Genomic DNA, 25,562 nt, shown 5'->3' with positions numbered 1-25,562 from the left:
GTAATTCGTTTCGTTCGAGGTTTACATGGCACTGATCAAACCTTTCCGGGCGCTCCGCCCGCCGAAGCATCTCGCCGAGAAGGTGGCGGCGCTCCCCTACGACGTCATGAGCGTCGAGGAGGCGAAGTGGATGGCCGAAGGGAATCCCTTCAGCTTTCTTCATATTTCCCGGCCGGAGATCGATCTCCCGGCGGAGACCGATCCCTACGCCGATGTGGTCTACGAAGCGGGGCGGAATAACCTGGAGCGCTTCATGGAGGAGGGGAGCCTCGCCCAGGATCCCGAGGAGCATTACTACGTCTATCGTCAGCGGATGGGCGAAATCGTGCAGACGGGGCTCGTGGTCTGTGCCGGGGTGGACGACTACGAGAGCGGCGTCATCAGGAAGCATGAGCTGACCCGCGCCGACAAGGAGGAAGACCGGGTGAAGCATATCGACCGACTGGACGCCAACGACGAGCCGGTCTTTTACACCTACCGCAACGAACCGGCGATCAGCGTCATGGTTGCCAGGGTCGCCGAGGGAGAGCCCGAGTACGACTTCGTCACCTCCGACGGCGTGGGGCATACGCTCTGGGTGGTGCGCGACCCCGCGGTCATTGCCGAGCTGACCGACCGGTTCGTCGCCATTCCGACCCTCTACGTGGCGGACGGCCATCACCGGAGCGCGGCGGCGGGGCGGGTGCGCGGCCTTCGCCGTGACGAAAACCCGGCCCATGACGGAACCGAGGAGTACAACTGGTTTCTCACCGTCATCTTTCCCGACTCCGAGATGAACATTATGCCTTACAACCGGGTCGTGAAAGACCTGAACGGCCTGACCGTGGCCGAGTTCATGGTGCGGGTCGGCGACTGCTTCGACATCACGCCGGTGGAAAAAGGGTTTGCCCCTGCGCAACGTCACGAGTTCGGCATGTATCTGGAGGGACGCTGGTACCGGCTGGCTGCAAGGCCCGGGAGCTACGACGAGGGAGACACGGTTTCCCGTCTCGATGTCTCCATCCTGCAGAACAACCTCCTGAGCCCCGTTCTGGCGATCCGCAACCCCCGAACCGACCAGCGGATCGCCTTCGTCGGCGGCATCCGGGGGATCGACGAGCTTGAGCGGCTGGTGGCGGGAGGGGGGTACCGTGTGGCGTTCTCCCTCCACCCGACCTCCATGGCGGAGTTGATGCAGCTGGCGGACGCCGGGAAGATCATGCCTCCGAAGTCGACTTGGTTCGAGCCGAAGCTGCGGAGCGGGCTCTTCGTCCATCTCCTCTCGTAGGCGGCCCGTAGGACAGATCATTGGGGGAGGTAATCGTGAGATCAGTTGAAAAGCTGCTCGTCCTGCTGCTTCTGGTGGCGGCTGTCGCCATTGCGGCCTGTTCGGACAAGGAGACGAGGTCGCCAGGGGGGGGCAAGCCGGAAGTTGCCACCACTGCCTTGACCAAAACTCCCTCGGGGCTCGCTTACCAGGATCTGGTGGTCGGGACGGGGGCCGGGCCGACCAAGGGAAAAGCGGTTAAGGTCCACTACACCGGATGGCTGGAAAACGGCACCAAGTTCGACAGCTCCGTCGACCGCGGCGAGCCGTTTGTCTTCACCATCGGCGCCGGCGAGGTCATCCCCGGTTGGGACGAGGGGATCATGACGATGAAGGTGGGGGGGAGGCGGAAGCTCATCATCCCGCCGCAGCTGGGCTACGGCGCCGCCGGGGCGGGAGGAGTCATCCCCCCCAACGCGACCCTCATCTTCGAGGTGGAGCTTCTCGACGTGGCGAAGTGATCGGATTGCCGGCCAACGGCCGGTCGCGGTCGTGATGGCCGGCTGTGCTGTTATTGAATCTTAGCTTGTGATGCCAGGGAGGGCGTATGCGGTTATTCATGGTCGTTCTTGCGTTTTTTGCGTCTGCGTCTGCGGCGGCAGGGGGCGAGGTCTGCTATTTTCTGGACGGCGCGCGGTTCGAGCGCGACGCGGTTGCAGCGAAGGGGTATCTCGAGGTGCCGCTTCCCGCCACCTTCATCCCCGGCTCGTTTCGGGCAAAGGGGGATGCGGGGAGTCTCATCGATCGGATCGAGATAGTGGCGTCCCCCACGGATGCCAGGACGTCCCGGGAGCTGAAGGCGCTAATCGAACGGCGCAAGGGGGTCGAAGACCGGCTCCGGGCGCTGGAGGTACGGGAGGAGATTTTCAGGGCGGCTGCCAGGTCCCAGAGCAGCAAGGCCCCCCGCAAGACCAAGAACAATCCGGAACCGCTCGAAACGATCCGCAAGGGTACCGAGTACGCCGTTGCGCAGCTCGAAGAGGTTTTTCGGGGACGTCGGCGCGCCGAGGATGGACTGAAGGAGATCGACCAGCGGCTCGCGGCCCTTCGCCTGAAGAGCGGTGCCGGAGGCAGCACCGCCCGGATCTGGACGAAGGGAAAAGGGCGTGTCAGCTACAGCTTTCTGGTATCCGGCGGGGGATGGACCCCGTTTTACGATTTCAGGCTCTCCGGCAAGGGTGACATCGCCGTGGCGGTACGGGCCGTTCTGCCCCGAAGCGAAAGGGGGAGGGTGACGGTCGTCGCGTCGCGCCTTGCCGAGGCCGGTGCCGTGCCCCGCGTCATCCCGGTTTCGGGCAACTTCGCCACGGTGGCGAGCTACTCGCTTCCCGTCGAACGGCGCGAGCTTCTCCCGTTCCTTCAGCGCGGCTTAGCCGTTTCGTTCCGGAACACGACCGCCGATCGGCTCGTTGCCGGGGAAGGGGGCTGCTATCTGGACGGAGAGTACCTCGGGGGGGTCCGTTTCGACGGTGCCGCGCCGGGGGAGCCGGGGATGATTGCCGCTGGGGCGTGGAGTGAAGCTGCCCCCGCGGGGCGTCGCGACTGATGGACTTGAATTGCCTATTTCAGTTCGGGAGAACGTTATGAAAAATGGTTTGTGCAAGCTGGCTCCACTTCTGGGGCTCGCAATCCTGGCCGGCTGCGCCAGCGGGGAGCCGCCGGCCAGGGATTCGACGGAACTCTCCGCCCCCTTTAACGCCCAGTCGGTCATTTTCAAGAACAACAGTTCGGCCTGGATCATGGGGAACGACGGTTCGGGACAGCTCGGCAACGGCTCCACCACAAATCTCGCCACCCCCGCGGTGCTCAAGCTCCCGTTCTCCCTCGATGGAAACCGCAGCGCCGTCTCCGTCGGCGGGAGCCACACCCTCGCCTTCCAGCGGCAGGCAATGGCCAACTACAGCACCGTCTGGGCCTGGGGAAGCAACGGCGCCGGACAGCTCGGCCGGAGTCCCGCCTCCCTTGGCATGAGCTCGACGCCGGTGAAGGTCGGCGGGTTTTCCGCCCCGATCACGGCCGTGGCAGCCGGCGGGACCCACAGCCTCGCCCTCGACGCCAATGGAGCTGTCTGGGCGTGGGGGGGGAACACCTACGGTCAGGCGGCGTTCAACAATCTCTCGACGGTCCGCTCCGTTCCCGCCATGGTGCCAAACCTCGGCATCGCGGCCAGCGGCATCGCGGCCGGCGGAAGTCACAGCATCTCTTTCAACGCTACCCAGGTGATGGCCTGGGGGCGAAACGCCAACGGCCAGCTCGGCAACGGCTCGACGACCGATTCCATCACCCCGGTGCTGGTGCAGGGGCTTTCCGGTGTGACGAAGATTGCGGCCGGGGGAAGCCACAACCTGGCCCTTGTTGGGAGTGGGCAGCTCTGGGCCTGGGGGTACAACGGCTTCGGCCAGCTCGGCGACGCGACAACCGTTGACCACACCGCTCCGGAGCTGATAGTGATTCCCGGAAATCTCACGGTGATCGACATCGGCGCCGGCTCGGATCATTCGGTGGTGGTGACAAGCGACGGCCGGGTCTGGACCTGGGGGTACAACCTGGCCGGCCAGCTCGGCTATGCGACACTGCCCAATCAGTATCTCCCGTCGCCAACCCGGATCGAGTCCGACGAGAATGGCAGCCCGTTCGATAATGTGGCGAGGATCGTCCTGGTGGGGGGGCATCACACCATCGTGCAAAAGGGAGACGGCACCTACTGGGCCTGGGGGTACAACGGCTTCGGCCAGCTCGGCGACGGTACGACCACCAATCGGTTCGCCCCCCGGCAGATCACGCTTCCGTGACAAGTGCCGTCCCGACGTCGGGCGCAACCACGGAATAACCCCGTGAAGTCAGGCAGGGAGCCCTATTGGGGCTCCCTGATTTTGTCTTGACTTGGCAGGTCGAGTGGGCTAATTTGGCGGTTTGTGAAATCGGCTGAATGAGGCCACAGGAAAGGGATTGCACGGTACCTACCATGGAAGAACTGAGCGAGCTGTTGCTCCAGAGGAGGCGCAAGGTCGACGCCCTCTGGGAAGCGGGAATCAACCCCTACCCGAACGATTACCGGCCCGAACATACCTCCGCGGATCTTCTGGCCGCCTATGGCCAGGCGGAGACCATCGAGGAGGATCCCCGGGTTTTCACTGTCGCCGGCCGGATCATTGCCCGACGCTCCTTCGGCAAGGCCGCCTTCATCCAGCTGCAGGACCGCAAGGGGCGGATGCAGCTCTACGTTCGCAAGGACACCATCGGCGACGAGGCTTTTGAAAATTTCGAGTCGTTCGATATCGGCGATATCGTCGGCGCCTCCGGTACCCCGTTCCGCACCAGGACCGGCGAGCTGACCCTCAGCGCCACCTCCATCCGGCTCCTCACCAAGTCTCTGTTGCCGCTCCCCGAGAAGTTCCACGGCCTTACCGACGTGGAGACCCGCTACCGCCAGCGTTACGTCGATCTCATTGTCAACCCCGAGGTGCGTGACGTCTTCGTCAAGCGCTCCCGGATCGTCAACCTGATCCGCGACTTCATGGTGCAGCACGACTTCCTCGAAGTCGAGACGCCGATGATGCAGCAGATCCCCGGCGGCGCCACGGCAAAGCCGTTCGTGACCCACCACAACGCCCTCGACATGGAGCTCTACCTCAGGATTGCGCCGGAGCTCTACCTCAAGCGTCTCGTGGTCGGCGGGTTCGAGCGGGTCTTCGAGATCAACCGCAACTTCCGCAACGAGGGGATCTCGGTCCGCCACAACCCCGAGTTCACCATGATGGAGTTTTACCAGGCCTATGCCACCTTCGAGGACCTGATGGACTTCACTGAGGAGCTTCTCTGCCACGTGGCCCGGGAGGTCCTCGGGACCCTCGACTTCACCTATCAGGGAATGGAGATCAGCTTCCAGCGTCCGTGGAAGCGGCTCACCGTCAAGGAGGCGATCCTCGAGTACGGCGACATCGACGCAAAGTCGCTGGAGGACCGCGATCTCGCCTTTGCCTATGCCCAGCGCCTCGGGCTCGATCTACCCTCTGACGTGGGGTATGGCAAGCTCGTCACCGAGATTTTCGAAGAGGTGGCCGAGCCGAAACTGATCCAGCCGACCTTCATCACCGCCTACCCGACGGAGGTGTCGCCACTCTCCCGCAAGAACGACCACGACCCCGAGATCGTCGACCGTTTCGAGTTCTTCTGTGCCGGACGGGAGATGGCCAACGCCTTCTCCGAGCTCAACGACCCGGTGGACCAGAAGGAACGGTTCCTCGCCCAGGTGGCCCAGAAAGCCAAGGGAGACGAGGAGGCCCACTACATGGACGAAGATTACATCCGCGCCCTGGAAATCGGTCTTCCGCCGACAGCGGGGGAGGGGATCGGCATCGACCGTCTGGTCATGCTTCTGACCGATTCACCGTCAATTCGGGACGTTATCCTCTTCCCCCAACTTCGGAAGGAAAAATAGCGGGACTCGGGACTGGGGACTCGGGACTGGCAAAACCTCTGATTCAGTTTGCCAGTCCCCAGCCCCCAGCCCCCCAGTCCCTAGGCTCACCCATGCCCTACGAACTGTTCATCGGCCTCCGCTACCTCAAGGCGAAACGGAAGTCGACCTTCATCTCCATCATCACCTTCATCTCCACCGCCGGGGTGACCCTCGGCGTGATGGCTCTCATCATCGTCCTAGCGGTCATGACCGGCTTCGAGGAGGATCTCAAGGACAAGATCCTCGGGACCAACGCCCACATCGTCGTCCTGAAGAGCGGTGGCGTGATCGAACGGTACGACCGGCTTCTGGCGCAGCTCGGCAGGGTGCAGGGTGTTGTAGCCGAGACGCCGTTCATCTATAGCCAGGTGATGCTCTCGTCGGGGAACAACGTTTCCGGCGTTGTCCTCCGCGGCATCGACACCAGGACCGATCCCCTCGTCACCAATCTCAGCCGTTCCCTCGTCGAAGGAAAGCTCTCCGATCTGGATGTTGCTCCACCGCCGCTGGCCGCCCAGGCCCCGGCGAAGCCCGGCATCATCATCGGCAAGGAACTCGCCCGCAACCTCAATCTCTTCACCGGCGACACCATCAATGTCATCTCCCCCATGGGAAACATCACCCCCCTGGGGATGGTGCCGAAGATGCGGCAGTTCAAGGTGGTCGGCATCTTCAATACCGGCATGTTCGAGTACGACTCGACCCTTGCGTACGTAAGTCTGGGCGAGGCCCAGGATTTTCTCTCCATGGGAAACACGGTGACCGGCATTCAGCTGAAGGTCTCCGATGTCTATCACACAGGCACCCTGGTCCGCGAGATCAACCGGGAGCTCGGCTTTCCCTACTATGCCCGCGACTGGATGCAGATGAACAAGAACATTCTTTTTGCGTTGAAGACCGAAAAGATGGTAATGTTCATCATTCTGACCCTCATCGTACTGGTGGCGGCCTTCGGCATCGCCTCGACGCTTTTCATGGTGGTCCTTGAGAAGACCAAGGATATTGCCATCCTCAAGTCCATGGGGGCAACGGGACGCAGCATCATGAAGATTTTTGTCCTCGAAGGGCTCATCATCGGCATCGCCGGTACGGCGATCGGCGTGGCCGGAGGGCTTGCGGTGGCGTTGAACCTGGAGCCGATTGTCGGTTTCATCCAGCGGATGACCGGATTCGAACTCTTCAGCAAGGACGTCTACTACCTCGACCATTTCCCCTCCAAGGTGGTCCCTTCGGATGTGCTGCTCATCTCCGTGACGGCGATCCTCATTTCCCTTGTGGCGACCCTCTATCCGTCGTGGCAGGCGTCGCGGCTTCCGCCGGCGGAGGCGCTCCGGTATGAGTAAGCTGCTGGAGGTGATCGATCTCCACAAGAGTTACGGCACCGGCGACGCCCGCGTCGAGGTGCTCAAGGGGGTGAACCTCTCGGTCGGGGAGGGGGAAACCATCGCCCTGGTCGGTGCTTCGGGCGCCGGGAAGAGTACCCTCCTGCACATCATGGGGACCCTCGATCGTCCCACCTCGGGGACAGTCCTGTTCGGGGGTGAGGAGATATTCCGCAAGGGCGACGTCCCCTTGGCGACGTTTCGCAACCGCTCCATCGGCTTCGTGTTTCAGTTTCACCACCTTCTTCCCGAGTTCACCGCCCTGGAGAACGTGATGATGCCCGCCCTGATCGGAGGTGCCCGTCACAGCGAAGCGGTCGGCCCGGCGAAGGAGCTCCTGGCAGAAGTGGGGCTCGCCCATCGGCTGACCCACAAGCCGGGAGAGCTTTCGGGAGGGGAGCAGCAGCGGGTGGCCATTGCCCGTGCCCTCGTCCTTTCGCCGCGTCTGCTCCTTGCCGATGAGCCGACCGGCAACCTTGACATGAAGACGAGTGACGAAGTCCACGAGACCCTGGCGGGGATTCACCGCAGGCGGGGAATTACCCTGGTCATCGTCACCCACAACGAGATTCTGGCCTCCCGCATGGGGAGGACGGTCCGCCTCGTAGACGGCCGGATCGAGGCCGATGAGCCGCGGATGTCTCCGACGCATCCCAAATCCAACGTTCTCCCGGGGGAGAAGTGAGACGGTTATACGCGACAACATTTGGAATCGTGACGGCCTGCGTTATCAGCGCACCGAGTGCCCATGCGGAGGGAGAGAAGATCGTCGACATCAAGGTCAGGGGGAACCGGCGGGTCGAATCCGCCGCCATCCTGAACGCGATCAAGCTCAAGGCGGGGGACATCCTCTACGGCGAGAAGGTCGATGCCGACCTGCGCTCCATTTACAAGCTCGGGCAGTTCCAGGATGTCAAGGCCGAGACCGAGAAGGCTGACGGCGGTGTGGTGCTCGTCTATGCGGTGGTGGAGAAGCCGATCATCCGCGAGATAAAGATCGAGGGGAACAAGGAGCTCTCCACCGAGAAGGTCCGTGACGCCTTCGGGCTCAAGGCCAACACCATCTTTTCCCAGAAGGAACTATCCCTGGCGGCGAAGAAGGTCAAAAAACTCTACAACGACGAGGGGTACTATCTCGCCGAAGTCAACACCCGGAGCGAGACCCGCGGCAATGACATCCGGGTGGTGGTTTCCATAACCGAGGGGGAGAAGATCCTCATAAAGAACATCAGGTTCGAGGGGAACAGGGCCTTCACAGCCCGCAAGCTGCGTGGCGTCATGGAGACCCGGGAGAAGTGGTTCCTCTCCTGGCTGACCGGTGCCGGGACCTACAAGGACGATGTGCTCAAGAACGACGTGGCGCTGATCGCCGACCTCTACTTCAATAACGGGTACATTAACGTGAAGGTGGGCGAGCCGGAGGTCAGGCTCCTCCCCGACAAGAGCGGCCTGGAGGTGACCATCGGGATCACCGAGGGAGAACAGTTCCGGACCGGCTCCATCTCGTTCAAGGGGGACCTGCTGGAGAGGGAGGATGTCCTCGCCGCTGCCCTCAAGCTGAAATCGGGCGAGATATTCAGCAGGGGAAGCCTGCGCGCCGACGTCCTCACCCTTACGGATCTCTATGCCGACAAAGGGTACGCCTTCACGAACGTCAATCCTCTCTCCAAGGTAAATCCCGAGCAGAAGACAATCGATATTACCTTCGACTTCGAGAAGGGGGAGAAGGTCTACATCGACCATATCAACATCTCCGGCAACGCCAAGACGCGCGACAAGGTTCTGCGCCGCGAGATGAAGGTGGCCGAGGGTGAAACCTACAGCAGCACCGGCCTCAAGAAGAGCAAGCAGAACCTCATGAACCTCGGCTTCTTCGAGGAGGCGAACATCTCCACCACCAAGGGGAGCGCCGACAACAAGCTGGACGTGAACGTCGATGTGAAGGAGAAGCCGACCGGGACCTTCAGCATCGGTGCCGGTTACAGCTCCCTCGACGGCCTGATCGGTCAGGGGTCGGTCTCCCAGGGGAACTTCCTCGGGCTGGGGCTCAAGGGAAATCTCGCCGCATCCCTGGGCGGCAAGTCTTCCACCTATAACGCCGGCCTCACCGACCCCTATTTCTTTGACACCCGTTGGACGCTCGGCGGCGACATCTACCGGACCGAGCGCGACTACCTCGACTTCACGCGCCGGTCGACCGGCGGCGACATCAAGGCGGGTCATCCCCTCGGCGATACCATGAGCACTCTCTGGATGTACAAGTACGAGGACAAGAAAATCTTCAACGTTTCCCAGGCGCTTCGCGTGGTTCCCGAGACCACGTCGACCACGAGCTCCATCTACGCCAGCATAACCCGAAACACCACCGATTACCGTCTCGATCCGACCACGGGGATGGTGAACAACCTTTCGGTCGAGTTAGCCGGGCTTGGAGGTACGAACCGGTTTGCGCGCTATTTTGCCGACACCTCGGTCTTTTTCCCCATGAAGTGGAATACGGTCCTGAGCCTGAGGGGTGCCATCGGCTACATCCAGGGCATCGGCAAGGACATCCCCATCGACGAGAAGTTCTTTGCCGGCGGCATCTCTACCCTCCGGGGATACGAGGGACGAAGCGTCAGCCCGTCGATCATCACCAACATCGAGAATGTCGACCAAAACGGACAGAAGACCACCACCCCCGAGCGTGCGTTCATCGGCGGCGACAAGGAAGCGATCTTCAACGCCGAGTACACCTTCCCGCTCATCAAGGCGGCGGGACTCAAGGGGGTCCTCTTCTTCGATGCCGGTAACGTCTACGGCGAAAACCAGGATATGATGTCGAGCTTCCGGATGAGCTACGGAGCGGGGATCCGGTGGACCTCTCCGCTGGGTCCGCTGCGGCTCGAATACGGCATCCCGCTCAATCCGCGGGACGGGATCGACAAGAAGAGCGGACGTTTCGAGTTTTCCATCGGAAGCTTTTTCTAGTCACATTTACCACGCACGAACACCCGGCCACGGGAATGCAACGCGCCAAAAGGAGAAACAATGAAAAGGATCGTCGCAGCAGCTCTTGTCTCGTTATCGCTCATGGCCGCTCCCGCCGCATTCGGAGCCGATGGCGCCAAGCTCGGCTATATCGACATGCAGAAGGCCCTCAACCTTTCCGATGCGGGGAAGGAAGCAAAGGAGCAGCTCGCCGCCAAGGTCAAGAAGTACCAGGACGAGATCAACTCCAGGCAGGAGGAGCTGAAGAAGCTGAAGGACGATCTCGAGAAGCAGAGCGTTCTTCTCTCCGAATCGGCCCGAAGCGCCAAGGAGAAGGATTACCAGCAGAAGCTCAAGGAGTTCCAGCGCTTCACCAAGGACGCCCAGGACGAGCTCCAGGCCAAGGACGAGGAGTTCACCAAGAAGATCATCGAGGAACTGGAACGGGTTATTCAGGATTTCGGCCGCAAGAACGGATACACGTTCATTTTCGTCCGCAACGAGGGGATGATCTTCGCGGACGACAAGGCTGACGTGACCGACGAAGTCCTCAAGAATTTCAACGCGTCCCGGAAGAAGTAACCGATGGCAACGGAAAAAACGCTCAAGGAACTGGCCGAGTACCTCGGCGGTACCGTGGCCGGTGACGAGGGGAAGACCGTCACCGGTGTGGCAAGCCTCGACGACGCCGGCGGCGAACAGATTACGTTTCTCGCCAATCCCAGGTATGCCTCCAAGGTGGCGTCGACAAGGGCCGGGGCCGTTGTCCTTCCACCCGGGGCCGAACGCCACGGACGCAATGCAATCGTGGTGGCAAACCCCTATCTCGCCTTCGCCAAGCTGCTGACCCTGTTTCACGTCGCTCCCCGCCCGCCGAAAGGCATCATGGACGGGGCGCGGATCGGTCAAGCGGTAAAGGTCGGAGGGGATGTGACAGTCTATCCGGGCGCCACCCTCGGCGACGGGGTGACCCTCGGCGACCGGGTGACCATCTACCCCGGGGCGGTCGTGTACGAAGGGGTCACCATCGGCGACGACGTGACGATCCATGCCAACGCCGTCGTGTATCAGGGGTGCCGGATCGGCAACCGGGTCACGATTCACGGGGGTACGGTCATCGGTTCCGACGGCTTCGGCTATGCCCCCGACGGGGAGGGGTACTACAAGATCCCCCAGCTGGGGATCGTGGTGATCGAGGACGATGTGGAGATCGGCGCCAATACGGTCATCGACCGTGCGGCACTGACCGCCACCGTCATCGGCAGGGGGACCAAGATCGACAACCTGGTCCAGATCGCCCACAACTGCGTCATCGGCCAGAACTGCACCATCGTCTCCCAGGTTGGCATCTCCGGCAGCACCAGGCTCGGCAATCGCGTCACACTCGCCGGGCAGGTGGGGGTTGCCGGGCATCTCACCATCGGAGACAACGTGATGGTGGGTGCCAAATCCGGCATCCCCGGGAACATCCCTTCCGGTTCCCTCGTGAGTGGCATCCCGGCCTTCACCCACCGGGAGTGGCTCCGCTCCATGGCGGTGGTGCCGAAGCTCCCCGACATGAAGAAGACGGTCGCCGCCCTGGAAAAGCGGGTGAAGGAGCTGGAGGAGAAGCTCGCCGCCGGCTGAATGGCCGTTATGGCCTGTCCCGGTGCAATTCGACGTTTTCTATTTTCATATGCTCCGCAGGAGGGGGAAATGCTTGACATCAACGATATCATGAAGATTCTGCCGCACCGCTATCCGTTTCTTCTGGTCGACCGGATCGTGGAAATCGAGGAAGGAAAGCGGTGTGTCGGGATCAAGAACGTCACGATCAACGAGCCGTTCTTCCAGGGGCACTTCCCCGGCCATCCGGTCATGCCGGGGGTTCTGATCATCGAAGCGATGGCCCAGGTGGCCGGGATCATGGCCTATCTCGCCTCGGACGACGAGACCCGGAGCAAGGTGAGCTACTTCATGGCGATCGACAGCGCCAAGTTCCGCCGCCCCGTGTTCCCGGGCGACCAGCTCCGGATCGAGGTGGAGACGACCCTCAACCGGCGCGGGATCTGGGGAGTGAGCGCCAAGGCGTACGTGGATGGCAAGCTCGTCACCGAGGCGGAACTCAAGGCGACCTTTGCGGACAAGGAGAAGTAGCGCACCGGCGCTCGGCACCATGATTCATCCGACAGCAATCATCCACCCTGATGCGGAACTGGCAGAGGGGGTAGAGATCGGGCCCTACGCCATCATCGGCGAGCACGTAAGGATCGGCAGGGGAACGAAGGTCGGTCCCCACACGGTCATCGATGGCTGGACCGAGATCGGCGAGGATAACCAGATCTTCTCCATGGCCTCCGTGGGTGGGATTCCCCAGGACCTGAAATACCGGGGCGAGGAGACCTGGCTGCGGATCGGCAACCGTAACATCATCCGCGAGTTCACGACCCTCCAGCCCGGGACGGTGACCGGCATCGGCGAGACGGTCATCGGCGACAGCAACATGTTCATGGCGTACTGCCATGTCGCCCACGACTGCATCGTCGGCAATCGGGTCATCATGGCCAACGGCTCCACCCTGGCGGGGCACGTGGAGGTGGAGGACTTCGCCATCCTCGGCGGTCTGTCGGCGGTTCACCAGTTTACCCGTATTGGTGAGAGCGCCATGCTCTCGGGGGGGGCCATGGTCGGGCAGGATGTGCTCCCTTATACCGTCGCGAGCGGCAACAGGGCCACCTCCTCCGGCTTGAATACCGTGGGGCTCAAGCGCCGCGGGTTTTCGGCCGAGACCATTGCCGCCATCAAGAAGGCGTACCGGCTCATTATTCGTTCCGGCCTCCGGCTGGAGGAGGCTTTGCGCCGGATCAGGGCCGAGGTTCCCCATTCGCCGGAGATTGCCCATTTTGTGGCATTTGCCGTGAAATCCGAGAGAGGACTCTGTCGATGAGTGACAAGATTCGAACCGCGGTTATCGGTGTTGGATACCTGGGGCAGTTCCATGCCGAGAAGTATGCCCTGCTGCCGGAATCCGAGCTGGTCGGGGTGGTGGATACGGACCGTGGCCGTGCTGACGAGGTGGCGGCCAAGGTCGGTACGGTGGGCTACACCGACTACCGGGAGCTGCTCGACAAGGTCGACGCGGTCAGCATCGTCGTGCCGACCCATTACCACTTCGAGGTGGCCCGGGCATTCCTGGAGCGCGGCGTCCATGTCCTGCTGGAAAAGCCGATCACCACCACCGTCGAAGAGGCTGACGAGCTGATCCGGCTTGCCGATGAAAAGAAGGCGATCTTTCAGGTGGGGCACCTGGAGCGGTTCAACCCGGTGGTGATCGGCCTCCAGGGGCTTCTCACCGAACCGCGCTTCGTGGAGTCGATTCGGATTGCCCCCTTCAAGCCGCGCGGCACCGATGTGAACGTCGTCCTCGACCTGATGATCCACGACATTGACATCATCCAGACCATCGTCGGCTCCCCGGTGAGCCAGATCAACTCCATCGGGGCCCCGGTCTTCACCGACGAAGAGGATATCGCCAACGCCCGGATCCAGTTCGAGAACGGCTGCGTGGCCAACGTGACCGCCAGCCGGATCAGTCTCAAGAGCGAGCGGAAGATGCGGATCTTCCAGCCTGACTCCTACATCTCCGTCGATTTCCAGAACAAGAAGCTGGCGGTTTTCCGCAAGGGGAGCGGCGAGATGTTCCCGGGTGTCCCCAACGTGAACATGGAGGAGAAGAGTTTCGAGCAGGGGGATGCTCTCAGGAGCGAGATCGCCTCGTTCCTTGACTGCGTTTCAACCGGGAAGGCGCCGGTGGTTTCGGGGCGCGACGGCAAAAGGGCGCTGGAGACGGCGCTCAGGATCAATAATACACTGTGAAGTTGTGAGGGGTTAGGAGGAGAGACGATGATTCCGATGGTAGACCTGAAGGTCCAGTATCTGAAGATAAAAGAGGAGATCGACCGTGGTATCCTGGACGCCCTTGAGAAGACCCAGTTCATCCTGGGGCCCAACGTGACCGCCTTCGAGGAAGAGGCCGCCGCCTGTCTCGGTGTGAAATATGCCGTCGGTGTCGCATCGGGGACCGATGCCCTCCACCTCGCCCTCGCCGCTGCCGGGGTGAAGGAGGGTGACGAGGTGATCACCTCTCCCTTCACCTTCATCGCCACCGCCGAGGCGATCCGTTATGTGGGGGCAACGCCGGTCTTCGTCGATATCGACCCCAAGACCTACAACATCGATCCGGCCAGGATCGAGGCCGCCATCACCCCGAAGACCCGGGCGGTACTTCCGGTCCACCTCTTCGGCCAGCCGGCCGACCTGGCCGCCATCGAGGCGCTCTGCACGAAGCACGGCCTCCTTCTGATCGAAGACTGCGCCCAGTCCTTCGGCGCCGATTTCGGCGGCAGGATGACCGGCACCATCGGGGCGCTCGGGGCATTCAGCTTCTTCCCAAGCAAAAACCTCGGCTGCTATGGCGATGGTGGCCTCGTCATCACCCCCTGCCCCGAGATGGCCGAGCGGGTCAAGGTGCTTCGCAACCACGGCAGCAAGGTCCGCTACCATCACTCGGTGATCGGCTACAACAGCCGTCTCGACGAGATCCAGGCGGCCATCCTGCGGGTGAAGCTCAAGCATATCAGGGAGTACAACGAGGGGCGCCGGCGCGTCGCCCACCTCTACAGCGAGCTGCTGGCCGGCACCGGCGCCGTGACCCCCTTCGAAGATGGCAAGGGGACCCACGTATACCACCAGTACACGATCCTCACCGAACGCCGCGACGCGGTCATGAAGGCCCTGTCCGAGGCCGGCATCGCCTCGGCGGTCTACTATCCGATTCCCCTCCACAAGCAGGAGGTCTTTGCCGCCGACTGTGCGGGAGTGTCGCTGCCGGTCGCCGAGGAGGTGGCGTCCCGCTGCATGTCGCTGCCGATCTTCCCCGAGATGACGGAGGCGCAGGTGCGGGAAGTGGCCGCCGTTGTGTCGTCGGTTCTCAAAGGCTGATAAAGAGCGCTGATTCCAGGATGTTCTGATGGAGACGCCCCCCGTGGGCGTCTCTCTGAGTTTAAAAGGATGATTTTTTGAGCAAGCGCGTCATGATTGTGGCCGGCGAGGCGTCCGGCGATCTCCACGGCTCCAACCTGGTGAAGGAGGCCCTGCGCCTCGACCCGTCGCTCACCTTCTTTGGCATCGGCGGCTCCCGGATGCGGGAGGCGGGGGTGGAGACCCTCGTCGATGCGTCCGAGATGGCGGTGGTGGGCCTCGTGGAGGTCCTTGCCCATTTCGATGTCATCGCCCGCGCCTTCACAACAATGCGGAGAATCATCAGGAGCGCACCCCCGGACCTGCTGATCCTCATCGATTATCCCGATTTCAACCTGATGCTGGCCAAGGTCGCCCGCCGGGCGGGGGTGAAGGTACTTTACTACATAAGCCCGCAGGTCTGGGCCTGGCGGGTGGGGCGAGTCAGGAAGATCGCCCGCCTCGTCGACCGGATGGCGGTGGTGTTTCCGTTCGAGGTGCCGTTCTACGAGAAGGAAGAGGTTCCCGTCACCTTCGTGGGGCATCCCCTCGCCGACATCGTCCGGCCGACCATGACCCGCGGGGAGGCCGTCGCCACCTTCGGGCTCGACCCCGGCCGGCGCACCGTCGGGCTCTTCCCGGGGAGCCGCCGGGGAGAGATTGCCCGGCTCTTTCCGGTCATCCTCGAAAGCGCGGCACTGCTCAAAGAGCGCTATCCGGACCTTCAGTTCATCCTTCCCCTGGCACCCAGCCTCACCATGGCAGATATCGCGCCCCAACTCACGGCAACGGGGCTGGATGTGACCGTGATCCGGGAGACGGTCTACGACGTGATGCAGGTCTGCGATGCCATCGTCACGGTTTCCGGCACAGTGACGCTGGAGATCGCCCTCATGGGGGTGCCGATGACGATCATCTACAAGGTGTCGCCGCTGACCTATCACGTGGGGAAGCGGCTGATCCGGGTCGACCATATCGGTATCTGCAACATCGTGGCGGGAGAGCGGGTGGTGCCGGAACTGATCCAGCACGAGGCGTCGGCGGAGCGGATCGCGGCAGAGATCGGACGCTACCTGGACGACGGCGAGTACGCAGCGGCGGTGCGCGGGAGGCTCTCGCTGGTGAAGGAGAAGCTTGGGGCCGGCGGTTGTTCGGCGCGCGTGGCTGCCTTGGTGTGTGAAATGATTGGGGCAGTCGGGAAGGAATCATGACAGGTTTCAGGCGAATCGTACAATACAGCAAACGCTACTGGGGGCGCATCCTGGCATCGACGCTGGCTTCCGTTGCGGTCGGGAGCATGGACGGCGCCTTTGCGTTCTATGTGGAACCGCTGCTCAGAAAAATCTTTGCCAGCAAGGATTTGACGATTCTCGCCATGCTTCCCTTCGGCGTGGTGGCCTTGTTCATATTCCGAGCGGTATGCCGCTTCGTCAACGACTATTTCATCCGTACCGCCGGAGAGCTTGCCATCAGGCAGATACGGCAGGATGTCTACGAGAATGCCATGGCGATGGACATCAAGTTTTTTCATGCCCAGCCGACCGGCGAGCTCATGTCGCGGATCATCAATGACGTGACGGTAATGCAGAACGGCATCGCCAACATCGTCACAAGTCTCTGTCGCGACGGTTTTTCTGCGATTTCGCTGTTGGCGGTCATCTTTTACCGCAACTGGCGCCTGGCGCTCGTAACCCTCGTGATCATCCCCCTTACGGTCTATGTGGCCCAGCTCATAGGGAAAAAGATCAAGAGGTTTTCCACCCAGAGCCAGTCCAGGATGGGGGACATTTCATCCATACTCCAGGAGACGTTTTCCGGGATAAAGGTCGTGAAGGCCTTTAATCTCGCCCGGTGGGAAATCGAGAGGTTTCGCAGGGTTAACGCAGACTATTATCAGGCCATCCGGAAAGGGGTGAAGTACACGAGCCTGTCGTCGCCGATCACCGAACTCATAACATCGATCGGGATCGCCGTCGTCATCTGGGTGGGCGGAAGCATGGTCATCCGCGGAAGCATGACGGCCGCCGAGTTTTTCTCCTTTCTCACCGCCATGGCCCTGGTGTACAAGCCTATCAGAAGCCTCAACAACAACTACAATTCCGTCCAGTATTCCCTGGGAGCCGCTGTCAGGGTCTTCGAGGTCATAGACAAGAGACCCGAGATCTTCGATCACCCCGCTGCCGTCGACATGGAGCGTTCCCGGGGCGAGGTAGAGCTCCGCAACGTCACGTTTGCATATGATGACGAGCCGGTTCTCGGGGGGATAAACCTTTCGGCCGGAAAAGGCGAGGTCGTCGCCCTCGTGGGACCTTCCGGCGGCGGCAAGACGACCCTTGTCTCTCTTATCAGCCGGTTTTACGACGTAACCGACGGGGAGATCCTGATCGACGGCATCGACATCAGGATGATCGGTCAGCAGAGCCTCATCCGACAGATAGCGCTTGTGGACCAGGAGACGATCCTCTTCAACGACACCATCGCCAACAATATCCGCTACGGGAAGCAGAATGCGGGGATGGAGGAAGTGGAAGCGGCGGCCCGTGCCGCCTTTGCCCACGAATTCATCATGAAGCTTCCCGAGGGATACGATACCAACATCGGCGACCGGGGAGTCAGGCTCTCGGGCGGACAACGGCAGCGGATCTGCATCGCCCGGGCGATCCTGAAGAATGCGCCGATACTCATCCTGGATGAGGCAACCAGCGCCCTTGACACGGAAAGCGAACAGATGGTCCAGAAAGCCCTTACGAACCTGATGGCCAACAGGACCACCTTCGTCATCGCCCACCGCCTCTCCACCATCCTTCATGCCGATAAGATCGTGGTGATCGAAAAGGGGAAGGTGGTGGAGACGGGGAGGCACCAGGAACTCCTCGCCCGCGGCGGACTCTACAAGAAACTCTACGAAATGCAGTTCAGCGGTTGACGGAACAGGCGTTGTTCTACCTTGTCTACGACATACTCCTCGCACTCCTCGCGCCGTTCATCTTCTTGTACCAGTTCTATCGCTCCCTGAAGCGCGGTCGTGGAGTTTCGGGATTTGCCGAGCGGTTCGGCCTCATCGATGCGGAACGGCTCGCCCCCCTGGGCGGCAGGGAAGTTATCTGGATACATGCGGTTTCCGTGGGGGAAACCCAGGCCGCGAAACCCCTGCTGAAGGCCCTGAAGGATCGTTTCCCCGGGATGAGACTCGTATTGTCCACCGTTACCGAGACCGGCCGCGAAGTGGCCGAGAAGATCGCGGAGGTGGACCTCTGCATCTATTTCCCCTTCGACCACGGCTTTGCCGTAAGGGGGGCGCTCCGCAGGATCAAACCCTCCCTGGTGGTCATCGTCGAAACGGAGATCTGGCCCAATTTCATCCGGTATGCCCGAAAGGGCGGGGCGCCGGTGGTTCTTGCCAACGGTCGCATTTCCGACCGTTCCTTCCCCCGCTACCTCAAACTCAAGGGGCTCTTCGGCCCGGTCCTTGCCGGTGTCGATGCGTTCTGCATGCAGAGCGCGGAGGATGCACGGCGCATCTCGGCCATAGGTGCCCCGCAGGAGCGGGTCTTCGCGGCCGGAAACCTCAAGTACGACATTGCCGCGCGGATTCTTTCCGTTCAGGAGCGGAATGCGGCGCGGAACCGGTATCTGATCCCTCCCGGGATGCCGGTCGTCGTTGCCGCCAGCACCCATCCGGGGGAGGAGGAGGCGGTGATTGCCGCCTACCGGACCCTTCTCGCCGAGGGACGCAGCCTTTTTCTCATTCTCGTTCCACGCCATCCTGAGCGGGCGGGGGCCGTGTCGGAGCTCCTTTCAAGGGCCGGATTCCCCCACGGGCTCCGCTCGCGGCTCTCCGACCGTTCGGCCACGTTCGGGCCCGGCGAGGTGCTCATAGTGGACACGATCGGCGAGCTGATGGCGTTGTACGGTGCGGCAGACCTTGCCTTCGTCGGCGGCAGCCTTGTCCCGGTGGGGGGACACAACATCCTGGAGCCCGCTTCGCTAGGTCTGGCCATGGTGTTCGGGCCGCACATGCACAATTTCCGCGAAAGCGCCGCCCTCATCCTGGAGAGGGGAGGCGCTCTCCAGATCTCGGAAAAGGGAGAACTGGCGGCCGCCTTGCGAGCGCTCCTGGAAGACGCTGAGAAAAGAGGCGAAATTGGAAGACGGGGAGCGAGCATCCTGGAGGAGAACAGCGGCGCGACGGCTCGCCATATCGGGGTTATCTCCGATCTTCAAAGAGCCAGGTCGCAGGACGAAGAATAACGGATGCCGGGGCGTGGAGTGCGAATGGCCGGAATGGAGCGGTATTTCCGGGAGCTTGTGGAGGGGAGGCGTCGCCGCGCGTGCGACAGGCTTCTCCTTCTGTTGCTTACGGTTTTTTCTATCCCCTACACCCTGGTCGTCAAGGTGCGTGTCGCCCTGTACGCCGCCGGGATCCTGCCGTCCCGTTGCCTGCCCCGGAAGGTGGTTTCCGTCGGCAACCTTACCGTCGGCGGTACGGGAAAAACCCCGATGGTTGCCTGGATTGCGCGGTATTTTCTCGCCCGGGGGAAGAGGGTTGCTGTCATTTCCCGCGGCTATGGCGGTACTGCCGAGGGGAAGACCCGGATCGTCTCCGATGGTGAAACGCTTTTCCTCACTCCGGAGGAGGCCGGCGATGAGCCCTGTCTCCTCGCCCGTAGCGTGCCGGGACTGATGGTCGTTATCGGTGCGGACCGTCATGCCGCCGGGCTCCTGGCCATCGAGAGACTTTCGCCGGACCTGTTCATTCTGGACGATGGATTCCAGCACCTTCGCCTGCGGCGGGATCTCAATATTCTCCTGCTCGACTGCCGCTCCCCCTTCGGGAACGGCCGTACCCTTCCGGCCGGACTGCTCCGCGAGCCGACTTCGGCGGCATCACGGGCCGATGTTGCCGTATTGACCCGCTGCGGCGGCGTGCCGGGGGAGGGGAGTCCCGTTGCCGGGTTACCATGCTCCCGGGCCTCGCACCGGCTTACAGCCCTAGTCCCGCTTGCGGGGGGCACTCCCCTCCCGTTCCCAAGCCTCAAGGGGGTGCGGGTGCTGGCATTCTCGGGGATCGCGGACCCGATCTCCTTTTTCTCGGCGCTGGAAAGGGAGGGGGTGGAGCTTGCGGCTACGCTTGCCTTTCCCGACCATGCGCGCTACGGGAAGCGCGAGATCGACACCATCTGCCGGCGCAGGAATGATTCCGGCGCCGCCTTTCTCGTCACTACCGAAAAGGACGCCGTGAAGCTCGGGGCTTATGCCGATCTGCTCGGGCCGTGCTACGCCGCCCGGCTGGAGATGGAGTTTTTCGATTCCAGGGCACTGGAGAAGGCGCTGGAAAAATTAATGTAACTTTAGCGGCCAATTGTGGCACAATAGCAGAATTTCATGCTTCGCAACTTCGGGAGAACAGAGCGTGGCCATCACAAAGGAACTCCTCGATATTCTGGCCTGCCCCGTGTGCAAGGGGGAGGTTCGGCTCCACGAGAGCCGCGACGGTCTGGTTTGCCCGGCCTGCATGCTGCTCTATCCCGTATGGGAGGGAATTCCCGTCATGCTGGTCGATGAGGCGGAAAAAATCGAGGGTTTGTGACCGGAAAAACACAGAAGAGAATCCTGGTCCTTCGCTATCGCTTCATCGGCGATACCATCCTGACGATCCCTTTTCTCAGGAACCTGCGCCGGGCCGAGCCCGACGCCCACATTGCGTGGGTGGTGGCCCCGGGATCGTCGGAGGCAATCAAAGGGGTCCCCTATGTGGATGAGCTCATCTACTGGGACCCGGTCACCATCCATGCCGACAGCACCGGGACCCACGCGACCCTTTCGTCCAAGATCGCCTTCATCCGGCGCCTTCGGGGAAAGCGGTTCGACAAGGTCTACGTCCTCAAAAGGTCCTTTTCCAGCGGCATCATGGCGTGGCTGACCGGCGCACGGCAGCGGGTGGGGTTCGCTACCGAGGGGCGGGGATTTCTGCTGACCAGGGGGGTTCCCTATCAGCATGACCGGCACGAGGTGCAGAATTTTCTGGAAGTCCTTCGCGCAGACGGCGTGCCGGTGACTGACGATTATCTGGAAGCGTGGCTAACGCCGGAGGAACAGCAGTTTGCCGACGGATTCTTTCAGGCGGCCGGGGTAGCTCCGAATGAGCTGGTGATTGGTTTTCATCCGTTTACAGCCAATCCGCCGCGGGCCTGGCATTTGGATAACTTCGTCGATGTTGCCAATGCACTCCATGAGCGCTACAAGGCGAGAATCATCTTGTTCGGCGGCGCTCGGGACAGGGAGCAAGCCGAATATCTGCGAAAACGGATAACTCCCGCGCCGGTTATGGCGGTAGGAGTGACTTCGCTGCGGCAGTCCATGGCGCTTCTTTACCGATGTAAGCTTCTTGTCTGCAATGACAGCGGCATCATGCACCTGGCAGCGTCTCTTAGCGTGCCGCTTGTGGCTGTTTTTGGCCCTCAATCGCCGGTAAAATTCGGGCCGTGGGGGGGAAAGTGCATTGTAATGTATGAAGGATTTCCCTGCAGTCCCTGCAAACAGAGATTCTTTCAGGAGTGCACACCGTCGCCCCGCGGGAAGCCGGAATGCATCGAGGCAATTACCGTTCAGAAGGTGCTTGAAAGCATTCAAACTTTAATGCCTTTAGCGGCCTTTAGCTACAAGAGTGCATTAGTCAGTCAAGCCGGGGAGTCTCCTTGATGGATCAATTCATAGAAGAGCTTGCGTCTGCAGGGGTTCATGAGAAGGTGTTTTCCATCGTCCAGCGGTTGCCGGGAGAGAACATTTTTGATGCTCCAACCGGTTTTGGCGCATTGGCGGAGAGAATGCTCGCCTTGGGCAAAAAGGTCACGGCCGGCGATATCGACACCGACAAGTTCAAGCTGGATCCTGACAGGGAACGCCTGACCCTGTTGAGGCTCGATCTGACCGATCCGAACCTCCAGATCGGATCAAACGATTACGACATCGCCATTTGTGTGGAGGGTGTTGAGCATCTCGAGAACCAATGGATCCTGGCCCGCAATCTGTTCAGGCTTTTGAAACCGGGTGGTTTTCTCATTTTGACAACGCCAAATATCCTGAACTTCCGTTCGAGAGTCAGATTTTTTCTTGAAGGAAGGTACGAGTTTTTTAAACGCCCCCTTGTAAAGGGCAAATCACCGGCTCATGATCTTGACACCTACCACATAGCCCCTGTCTCTTATTTTGAGTTGCAGTTTATCCTCGAAAGCTCCGGATTTGCCATTAAGGAACTGCACACAAACAAATATAGCTCCCGCAATATCATCTCAATGTTACTCAGACCGTTGTACAAACTTATTTACTCGTATAAGGATTCGCGGGATAAACGGCGTGGCCGGGGAGAATACGCTGAACTTTACAAGCTGATACTGTCGGACGAAATCTATTACGGAGAAACGCTGATAATCGTCGCGCAAAAACAATAACGAGGAATTTCCGGACATATTGGGCCTTGAGACAGCAGATGAAAATACTTCTTATCAACAACGGCAAGGGGTGGAGCGGCGGCCAGGAGCACCTCAAGGATCTTGCCATAGAGCTGCGCAATAACGGGGTAGAGGTTCACTTCCTGGTCCGCCAGGACACGGTCAATGAAACCAGGTTCACCGAACTGGGCTTCACGGTGCATCTCATGCCCTACAAGCACGGCTGGAGCACCGTCGGGGCGGTCCGCAATCTCGTCTCGGTCATGCGGCGGGAGCGGTTCGACATCGTCTCCATCAACCGCGAGCACGACCTGCCGCTCACCATTGCGGCCTACAGGCTGGCCTTTCCGTTCGGCCGGCATGGCCGGCTGATGATGAGCTACCATCTGCCGACGGAGCGTCAGCAGCCGTTACTTGGTGCCGTCGACGCCGTTGTCTGCATCTCGGAGCATGTCAAGGCGAAGTTGCTGCAAGGCATGCCGGCTGCGGCTGCCAAGACGACGGTCCTCTACTATGGGATTGTAGTGCCGCCGCCACCCGATGGCGCGAAGTTCGCCGCCAACCGGCCTCGCCGGTACTTGCAGGGGCGACCCTTTCCTGTCATCGGAATGGTGGGGGAGTTCTGGAAGAACCAGATCGAGCTGGTGGAAATGCTCCCTCAGTTGAGGCAGGAGTTTCCGGACATCACGGTCGCCTTCGTCGGCAACAACAAGGACCGCGCCCTGGTGGAGCCGCTTGAAGCAAGGGCCAGAGAGCTCGGTGTCGAGCGGCATATGGTTTTTACCGGGCTGGTTCCGCGGGAGCGGATCGGCGACGTCTTCTACGATATGGACCTCTCGGTGACCACGCACCGCAACGAAGGGTTTGGCATCGTCCATCTGGAGAGTCTGGCTGTCGGTACGCCGGTGGTCGCTTACAACGAGGGAGGCTTCGTTGACATCTTCAAGGGGGAGGAGGTAGGTGTGCTCGTCGACGGCGGAACGGCTGATTTCGCGACAGCTACGATCGATCTCCTCAAGGACGATGCGCGTCGCTTCGCCATGGGGCGCGCTGGCTATGAACTGGTGGAACGGCGCTATTCCGTCCAGGCCATGGGGCGGACCTATCTGCAGTTCTATCGGCAACTGCTGGGCATTCAGCCTGCATGAGGATAGCTTTCGTCAATACCAGCCGCGGTTGGGGCGGTGCCGAAGAACAGATGCTGGCCATGACCCGCGAGTTGGAGCGACGCGGGCACGCGGTAATTACCGTCGCCCGTCGCGGAGGGCCGGCGCACGAGCGATTCGCTCGCGATAACCATCGGGTGCTTCCCGTTGCCCGCATGGGAATGGCGGCACTGGCTGCTCCATTCCGGGCTGCAACCCGGGCGAGAAGCGAGCGCTTCGACGTTATCCACTGTCACAGGGACCACGACCTGCCGCTGGGCAAGTTGCTGGCCATTGCTGCCCGGGCGCCGTTGCTGCTGACCCAGCACTGTCTGCCCAACCGGCCCAGTGCCTTAACCTATGGTTTGGCGGACCGGGTTGTTGCCGTTTCCGAATATATCGCCAACGGTATCCGCGCAAAACTCCCTGCCATCAGCAACCGGGTCAGTGTCATTGTCAACGGCATTGATCCTGTAATGTTTAGCGATCCCGATCGCCAGTTCTGGCAGCGGCACCCGCTGGTGGGGCAGCGCGGCCCCCTGCTGGGGGTGGTGGGAGCGTTCTACAAGGGGCAGGAGGAACTGATCGCTATGCTCCCCCGCTTGCGGGACGTTTTCCCTCAGCTGGTCCTTATCCTCATCGGCGAGGACAATGACAGAAAAGTACCGCTGGTGGAGCTTGCCACGAGACTGGGAGTGGCCGAGGCGGTGGTTTTTGCTGGGCGTATCCCCCGGGAGCAGATGAAGGACGCGCTGGCCAGCCTCGACCTCAATGTCAGTGCGTTCCGTAATGAAGGATTCGGACTCAGCGTAGTCGAGGGACTGGCGGTAGGAACGCCTTTTGTCGGCTATCGTGCCGGAGGCTATCCGGAGGTTGTCGTCGATGAACGAGCAGGCTGCCTTGTGGGTGGGGGGACCCATTTGGAGGAGGGGATCCTCAAGATGCTAAGCAATCACTCCATTTCCGACGATAAACGCAAGGAAATCTGCCAGTCAATTGCAGCCAGATTTACGCTGGAGCGCATGGTTGACACTTATGAAGTCACTTACCGTGCAATGGGGGGAAGGGCGTAGTGTTCTCGGTCTCAGTCGTCATCCCCACCTTCAACGGGCGGGATCTTCTGCTGAAAAACTTGCCGCCGTTGTTCGAGGCTCTCAAGCGCATTGACGCTGCCTGGGAAATCATTGTGGTGGATGACGCCAGCAGTGATGACTCGATGCAGATTCTGCGGGATCTCTTCCCAACGGTTGTTGTCATGCGCAACCACCGCAATCTGGGGTTTGCCGAGACGATCAATCGCGGCATCTTTGCGGCAAAGTATGACATCGTTTTTGCGCTTAACAATGACGTGATGGTTGAGCCGGACGTACTGGAGAAAATCCTCCCCCGATTCAAGGATAATTCGATTTTTGCCGTAACCCCAAACGTACTCGATCCGACAACCAGGCGCCAGCAGGCGATTTATAAACTACGGCCTGGCTTCTGCTGGTTTCGGGATACCTGCCTGCCTGCGCCGCCGGCCAGCGATGAAATTCCGCTTTTTTTTGCATCCGGCGGGTCAAGCTGTTATGACCGGAAAAAGCTGTGGGAACTCGGCGGGTTCTCGACACTGTATGCGCCGTTTTATGTTGAAGACCTGGATTTGTCCTATTACGCCTGGAAACGGGGATGGAAGTGCGTCATGGAACCGGCGGCAACGGTTTGGCATCCGGTAAATTCGACCATCCGCAAGTACCATCGGCAACGCAAGATCAAGTTTCTGATTGCTCGGAACAAACATATCTTTCTGTGGCTGAATATTTCGGATCCGGTCTTGATCTGCAGGTACTTCCTCTTCCTGTTGCCGTC

Annotated in this window: 24 protein-coding genes; all 24 read left to right on the top strand. The window is 61.0% G+C overall.

Annotated elements, in window-relative coordinates:
- Positions 1-25 precede the first annotated feature (25 nt).
- Positions 26-1,267 carry a DUF1015 family protein gene (locus M6689_RS04195; protein WP_298268204.1) on the top strand — a complete coding sequence of 414 codons (1,242 nt, stop codon included), beginning with the start codon at positions 26-28 and terminating at the stop codon, positions 1,265-1,267.
- A gap of 35 nt (positions 1,268-1,302) precedes the next feature.
- Complete coding sequence (locus M6689_RS04190) at positions 1,303-1,767, top strand: FKBP-type peptidyl-prolyl cis-trans isomerase (RefSeq protein ID WP_298268202.1); 465 nt, start codon at positions 1,303-1,305, stop codon at positions 1,765-1,767.
- Positions 1,768-1,853: 86 nt separating this feature from the next.
- Positions 1,854-2,852, top strand: a complete 999-nt coding sequence (locus M6689_RS04185) for a hypothetical protein (RefSeq protein ID WP_298268200.1) — start codon at positions 1,854-1,856, stop codon at positions 2,850-2,852.
- A 37-nt stretch (positions 2,853-2,889) separates the two neighbouring features.
- Entirely contained in the window at positions 2,890-4,098 is a 1,209-nt protein-coding gene (locus M6689_RS04180) for a hypothetical protein (protein ID WP_298268198.1), read from the top strand.
- A 173-nt stretch (positions 4,099-4,271) separates the two neighbouring features.
- Entirely contained in the window at positions 4,272-5,747 is a 1,476-nt protein-coding gene (gene lysS / locus M6689_RS04175) for a lysine--tRNA ligase (protein WP_298268196.1), read from the top strand.
- Between the two features lie 92 nt (positions 5,748-5,839).
- Positions 5,840-7,111, top strand: coding sequence for a lipoprotein-releasing ABC transporter permease subunit (locus M6689_RS04170; protein ID WP_298268194.1), 1,272 nt, complete (start codon positions 5,840-5,842; stop codon positions 7,109-7,111).
- The gene (locus M6689_RS04165; RefSeq protein ID WP_298268191.1) at positions 7,104-7,835 is read left to right on the top strand and encodes an ABC transporter ATP-binding protein; all 732 of its coding nucleotides are present in this window, start codon (positions 7,104-7,106) and stop codon (positions 7,833-7,835) included. Before M6689_RS04170 ends, M6689_RS04165 begins: the two co-directional genes overlap by 8 nt.
- A complete protein-coding gene (bamA, locus tag M6689_RS04160) occupies positions 7,832-10,120 on the top strand; it encodes an outer membrane protein assembly factor BamA (protein ID WP_298268188.1) in 2,289 nt (762 codons plus the stop codon). Before M6689_RS04165 ends, bamA begins: the two co-directional genes overlap by 4 nt.
- Positions 10,121-10,180: 60 nt before the next feature.
- Complete coding sequence (locus tag M6689_RS04155; RefSeq protein WP_298268184.1) at positions 10,181-10,702, top strand: OmpH family outer membrane protein; 522 nt, start codon at positions 10,181-10,183, stop codon at positions 10,700-10,702.
- Positions 10,703-10,705: 3 nt separating this feature from the next.
- A complete protein-coding gene (lpxD, locus tag M6689_RS04150) occupies positions 10,706-11,746 on the top strand; it encodes a UDP-3-O-(3-hydroxymyristoyl)glucosamine N-acyltransferase (RefSeq protein ID WP_298268182.1) in 1,041 nt (346 codons plus the stop codon).
- A gap of 69 nt (positions 11,747-11,815) precedes the next feature.
- A complete protein-coding gene (gene fabZ, locus M6689_RS04145) occupies positions 11,816-12,256 on the top strand; it encodes a 3-hydroxyacyl-ACP dehydratase FabZ (RefSeq protein WP_298268179.1) in 441 nt (146 codons plus the stop codon).
- Positions 12,257-12,275: 19 nt separating this feature from the next.
- Entirely contained in the window at positions 12,276-13,046 is a 771-nt protein-coding gene (lpxA, locus tag M6689_RS04140) for an acyl-ACP--UDP-N-acetylglucosamine O-acyltransferase (protein ID WP_298268177.1), read from the top strand.
- Entirely contained in the window at positions 13,043-13,975 is a 933-nt protein-coding gene (locus M6689_RS04135; RefSeq protein ID WP_298268174.1) for a Gfo/Idh/MocA family oxidoreductase, read from the top strand. The genes lpxA and M6689_RS04135 overlap by 4 nt, the downstream gene beginning before the upstream one ends.
- A gap of 27 nt (positions 13,976-14,002) precedes the next feature.
- Positions 14,003-15,100, top strand: a complete 1,098-nt coding sequence (locus tag M6689_RS04130) for a DegT/DnrJ/EryC1/StrS aminotransferase family protein (protein ID WP_298268171.1) — start codon at positions 14,003-14,005, stop codon at positions 15,098-15,100.
- 92 nt (positions 15,101-15,192) lie between these two features.
- On the top strand, positions 15,193-16,329 hold the full coding sequence (gene lpxB, locus M6689_RS04125) for a lipid-A-disaccharide synthase (RefSeq protein ID WP_298268313.1): 1,137 nt from the start codon (positions 15,193-15,195) through the stop codon (positions 16,327-16,329).
- Entirely contained in the window at positions 16,326-18,044 is a 1,719-nt protein-coding gene (gene msbA, locus M6689_RS04120; protein ID WP_298268169.1) for a lipid A export permease/ATP-binding protein MsbA, read from the top strand. Before lpxB ends, msbA begins: the two co-directional genes overlap by 4 nt.
- Positions 18,045-18,055: 11 nt before the next feature.
- Positions 18,056-19,369 carry a 3-deoxy-D-manno-octulosonic acid transferase gene (locus tag M6689_RS04115; RefSeq protein WP_298268167.1) on the top strand — a complete coding sequence of 438 codons (1,314 nt, stop codon included), beginning with the start codon at positions 18,056-18,058 and terminating at the stop codon, positions 19,367-19,369.
- A gap of 33 nt (positions 19,370-19,402) precedes the next feature.
- A complete protein-coding gene (gene lpxK, locus M6689_RS04110; RefSeq protein ID WP_298268311.1) occupies positions 19,403-20,467 on the top strand; it encodes a tetraacyldisaccharide 4'-kinase in 1,065 nt (354 codons plus the stop codon).
- Positions 20,468-20,531: 64 nt separating this feature from the next.
- Positions 20,532-20,708, top strand: a complete 177-nt coding sequence (locus tag M6689_RS04105) for a Trm112 family protein (RefSeq protein ID WP_298268166.1) — start codon at positions 20,532-20,534, stop codon at positions 20,706-20,708.
- Positions 20,705-21,820 carry a lipopolysaccharide heptosyltransferase II gene (gene waaF / locus M6689_RS04100; protein ID WP_298268164.1) on the top strand — a complete coding sequence of 372 codons (1,116 nt, stop codon included), beginning with the start codon at positions 20,705-20,707 and terminating at the stop codon, positions 21,818-21,820. The genes M6689_RS04105 and waaF overlap by 4 nt, the downstream gene beginning before the upstream one ends.
- A complete protein-coding gene (locus M6689_RS04095; protein ID WP_298268162.1) occupies positions 21,820-22,569 on the top strand; it encodes a methyltransferase domain-containing protein in 750 nt (249 codons plus the stop codon). Before waaF ends, M6689_RS04095 begins: the two co-directional genes overlap by 1 nt.
- 38 nt (positions 22,570-22,607) lie before the next feature.
- The gene (locus tag M6689_RS04090) at positions 22,608-23,717 is read left to right on the top strand and encodes a glycosyltransferase family 4 protein (RefSeq protein WP_298268160.1); all 1,110 of its coding nucleotides are present in this window, start codon (positions 22,608-22,610) and stop codon (positions 23,715-23,717) included.
- Positions 23,714-24,787, top strand: a complete 1,074-nt coding sequence (locus tag M6689_RS04085; protein WP_298268158.1) for a glycosyltransferase family 4 protein — start codon at positions 23,714-23,716, stop codon at positions 24,785-24,787. Before M6689_RS04090 ends, M6689_RS04085 begins: the two co-directional genes overlap by 4 nt.
- Positions 24,787-25,562 (top strand): glycosyltransferase family 2 protein (locus M6689_RS04080; RefSeq protein WP_298268156.1); only part of this gene is annotated, 776 nt, incomplete at its 3' end. The genes M6689_RS04085 and M6689_RS04080, both read left to right, overlap by 1 nt.

It is taken from the genome of Geobacter sp., assembly GCF_027327745.1.
Lineage (GTDB): Bacteria > Desulfobacterota > Desulfuromonadia > Geobacterales > Geobacteraceae > Geobacter.
The sequence above is the reverse complement of the archived record's forward strand: the minus strand, read 5'-3'. Positions and strand labels throughout refer to the sequence as shown.